This is a genomic window from Candidatus Angelobacter sp., from assembly GCA_035607015.1.
Classification (GTDB): Bacteria; Verrucomicrobiota; Verrucomicrobiia; order Limisphaerales; family AV2; genus AV2.
This window is the reverse complement of sequence record DATNDF010000509.1, coordinates 1-4,240: the sequence shown is the minus strand read 5'-3', so window position 1 is coordinate 4,240 and position 4,240 is coordinate 1. Positions and strand designations below refer to the sequence as shown.

The 4,240-nt window shown below is 62.4% G+C and carries 4 protein-coding genes; all 4 read right to left on the bottom strand.

The window, feature by feature from the left end:
* Positions 1–1,028 (bottom strand): hypothetical protein (locus VN887_20540; GenBank protein HXT42408.1); only part of this gene is annotated, 1,028 nt, incomplete at its 3' end.
* An 86-nt stretch (positions 1,029–1,114) separates the two neighbouring features.
* Positions 1,115–2,092 carry a type I phosphomannose isomerase catalytic subunit gene (locus VN887_20535; GenBank protein HXT42407.1) on the bottom strand — a complete coding sequence of 326 codons (978 nt, stop codon included), beginning with the start codon at positions 2,090–2,092 and terminating at the stop codon, positions 1,115–1,117.
* A gap of 46 nt (positions 2,093–2,138) precedes the next feature.
* On the bottom strand, positions 2,139–3,119 hold the full coding sequence (locus tag VN887_20530; GenBank protein HXT42406.1) for an acetyl-CoA carboxylase carboxyltransferase subunit alpha: 981 nt from the start codon (positions 3,117–3,119) through the stop codon (positions 2,139–2,141).
* Between the two features lie 439 nt (positions 3,120–3,558).
* Positions 3,559–4,240 (bottom strand): 6-phosphogluconolactonase (gene pgl / locus VN887_20525; protein ID HXT42405.1); only part of this gene is annotated, 682 nt, incomplete at its 5' end.

Genomic DNA, 4,240 nt, shown 5'->3' with positions numbered 1-4,240 from the left:
TGTTGCGCGTTGTCCTGCAAAAACCGCCGCGCCTCGTCGCGCATGCCCAAAACGATTTGTGTTTCCGCGAGCCGCCGGACCTCGTTCGCGGTCGCGGGGGGCCGCGGAAACGACCGGGCCAGTCCCGCCGCTTCCTCTTTGCGTCCCAGCGCCGCCAGCAATTGCCAGTAAAGGACATGGTCGAGCACCGTGTCCGACTGCCATTGAACCAGGCGCTGCAGCGAATCCTGGTAGCCCGCGGCGTCGCGCCGGTGCGCGCACACCAACAGCCGCAGGCGATTCGCGAGGATCCGGCGATCGGGATCTTCCAGCGCGGCTTCGAGACGTTTTTGCCCGTCTTCAGCGGAGGAGTAGGCGCCCCAGCCGGCCTGATACGCCGCGCCATAGAGTTCCAGTTCCGGTGTGCTGTCGGCATGGTTCCCGGCCAGTTTCGCCCAGCGCGCGGCAAATCGCACCATCTGGCCCGAATGAAACAACGCCTTCAAACAGGCCGCTTCCTCCGGCGCGCTGAGGTGATCTTCCAGCGGACCAAGCAGCCGCAATGTCAGATCGTAAAGTTGAAACTTGTCGTAAACCTGTGAAACCAGTTCCACATCCGCGGCGTTTGTTCCGGTCAGCTTCAGAAGCCAGAACGTCTGTCCGGCAGCGGGCCCCTGATACCTCGGGTTGGGGCGATCCAGTTTCAGAAAATTCCTCAACGCGCCCCGCACGGAATCCGGATTGGCGGGATTGTTGGCCACTGCCGCCTGCCAGGCATACACCGCGCCGTCATAATCGCCCGCCTTCATCGAACGCAGTGCGCTGCGTTTCAGCGACCATGCCCGCGCCATGTCGAGACCGCTCACCTTGATCACCGGCAGGAATCCCGGCGGCGTCATCCGCCAGATCCTCGGCAGGAACAACGCCAGAAAAACCACTGACAGAACAAATCCGGCGAACACCAGCCGGAACCAGAAGTTGAAGACCAGCACGCGCAACAGCGGAAAGTAAACCAGCCGGTTGGCCAGTTTCCGCTTGTAATATGTCATGTCACGCTTGCCCACAGTTAAAGACTGTCCAGCAATTCGTGAACCAACACAAGCTCGCGATACGCGGCCGGCCCGGCCGCCAACGGTCAGCCCGGCCTGATTTGAAGATACTGAGTGGCCGGTCCGGATTCGACGGTGAGCCGGTCCATGCAGGCGGGCTTCAGGCAAAACTGTCCGGGCGTGAGCCGGATGTCGTCGTCGTCGTGAATCACGTCGAGCCGTCCTTCCAGGACCCCGACGATTTCCGCGCCGGCGCCTCGAATTTCAACTCGCTCGCAGCCCGGCACCTTTGTCCACGCCACCGAGAAGAGCGGATGGTTGACCAGTGCGCGTGTCTCGGCGACGCCGGCTGTGACCCGGGCGACTTCGCTCTTGACCAGCGGCGGCTCGAAGTCGTTGAAATCAATGCACTGCAATGACTGCTCGACATGCAGCTCGCGCGGTTTGCCGTTCAGTCCCACGCGGTTCCAGTCGAACACGCGGTAGGTCGTGTCCGAGTTCTGCTGGATTTCAAAAATCACGATGCCCGCGCCGATCGCGTGGACGCGGCCGCTCGGCAGAAACATCACATCGCCCGGCTTCACCGCCACGCGATGGAAGCATTCCGCAACGGTGCCGTCGCGGACCTTGCGCTCGAACGCGCCACGCGTCACACCTCGTCGCAGGCCCGCGTAAAGCTCCGCGCCCGGCTGCGCGTCGGCGACGTACCACATTTCCGTTTTCGGTTCGCCGCCGAGCCGGCCCGCCACTGCCGCGGGCGGGTGGACCTGTAACGACAGCTTTTCCCGCGCGTCGAGGATCTTGATGAGCAGCGGAAAGCGCCCGCTTTGCGGATGGGCCGGCCCCAGCAGTTCACGGGCGTGGTGGTCCATCAGCCAGCGCAGGTCCTTGCCCGCAAGCGGACCATTCGCGATCACGCTCACGCCTTCGGGCCGGTCGGTGATTTCCCAGGACTCGCCAATCGGCACGCTCGCCGGCAGATTCTTTTGGTAAAGCCGATCGAGGTCGCGTCCACCCCAGACACGTTCCTTGAAAACGGGATGAAACGTCAGGGGGTAGAGCATGAAGACGATCCGCTACTCGCCGTCGGCGGGTTCGCGCACGGTTTTCCTACGCGGCCGCCTGTTCCTGCTTCTCCAGATACTGTCCGTACGACCGGAATTTGTCGTAGCGTTTTTTCAGTCGTTCGGCAGCGGACAGTTTGTTCAACTGCTTCAGGTGTTTGAGGAGATGATGCTTCAATGTCTGGGCCGTTCCCTCAGGGTCGTTGTGCGCGCCGCCGAGCGGTTCAGGAATGATCTCGTCCGCCAGGCCGAGGTCGCGCAGGTCCCGGGCCGTGATCTTCAGCGCTTCGGCCGCTTTCGCCGATGCCGATCGGTCCTTCCAAAGGATCGCCGCGCAACCTTCCGGACTGATCACCGAATAATAGGCGTTCTCCAGAATCAACAGCCGGTCGGCCACGCCGATGCCCAGCGCGCCGCCCGAGCCGCCTTCACCGATCACAACCGCGATGACCGGCACCTCGAGCAGCATCATCTCCCGCAGATTGACGGCGATGGCCTCCGCGATGTGCCGTTCCTCCGCGCCGATGCCCGGATACGCGCCTGTCGTGTCGATGAGCGTGACGATGGGCAGGCCGAACTTGTCCGCCAGCCGCATCAGCCGGAGCGCCTTGCGATAGCCTTCGGGGTGGGCGCAACCGAAGTTGCGCAAAATGTTGTCCTTGGTCTCGCGCCCTTTCTGCGTGCCGATGACCATGACCCGGTGGTCGCCCAGTTTCGCGAACCCGCCCACCATGGCGCGGTCTTCGGCATACAGCCGGTCGCCGTGCAGTTCGGAAAAATCGCTGAACGTCGTTCGCAGATAATCCAGCGTGTACGGCCGTTTGGTGTGCCGGGCCAGTTGCACGCGCTGCCACGGCGTGAGATTCGAGAAGATCATGCGCCGGGTTTCTTCAATCTTCTTTTCAATCTGTGTGGCCTCCTCCTCGAAGCTGATACCCAGTGAATGCGTGTCGGGGTGTTTTCGGAGTTCCTCGAGTTTGCGCTGCAGTTCCACAATCGGTTTTTCGAAATCAAGATAGTGTTTCATAGCGCACGCGCCGACGTTTAACGGTTGAATTTTAGGGGTCCGGCGCCGTCCACGCAACGTCTGAATTCTGCATCAGAGTTCCGGATTCGTGCCGCGGACGCAGAACACCCGGCCGGCCGTGGAGTGGACGCGTTCACGATACCGTGTCTGATGGCTTCGGTGCCGGGCAAAAAAAGAGCCGGATTGCTCCGGCTCAGTGGTGACGAGGTCACGTACGCCCTCACCCGGGCGCTCAGAAGGGTAACGGGGCCAACTGTACGCTGCTCGAACCCCGTTACGAACAGGACCTCTCTGCCAACCCTTAGCGAACAGCGTCCTGACTGCTTCAGTGATGATTGGAAACCGCCGCCCGGAAATCCGTTCAAAAAAATCGACCGATGCAAAAAAATCCGGGAAACGCGGGCATTTCATCGTTTTGCCGCCTGATGGAACGTTTGTCCTACAAAACGATGTCCGTGAAAATGACCGTTCGGTCCCGTTCCCCGAGCACGCGCGCGAGCGGCGTGTCGCCGTCTGGCGACAACGATTCGCGCAATGCCGTTTTCTTGCCCGCGCCGGACGCCAGCACCCAGACCTCTCGCGCCGCGACAAGGGTCGCGAAGTTGATCGTGATACGCTGCGGCGGCGGCTTGACCGCGATGACCGGTCGGTAAACCGATTTGCTTCCGACCAGTTCCTTGGGCGCGCCTGGAAAGAGCGAAGCCACGTGGCCGTCCTCACCCATGCCCAGGAAAATCAGATCGAGCACCGGCTGGCCGCCGGCGTTCATCGGCGCTATGCGGCAAATCTCGGCTTCGGCCTCCGTTGCCGCCCGGTCCGGCGAAATTTCCCCGCGAATTCGATGGATCCGGTCGGGCGGTATCCTCGACGGACCGAGCAACTGCGTTTGCGCGGAAAGGAAATTGCTTTCCGTGTCGGTGGGCGGCACGCAGCGCTCGTCGCCCCAGAAAAAGTGAACGTTGTCGAACCGGACGTTGCACGCCCGCGCCTGTTCGGAAACCGCGGCCAGGAACTTCCCCGCGATACGTCCGCCGGACAGCGCGACGCAATACGGTGCGCGGGCATTGGAGCGCGCCGCCAGCGCGTTCAACCAGCGGTCCGCGACGCCGCCGGCCAGAGCA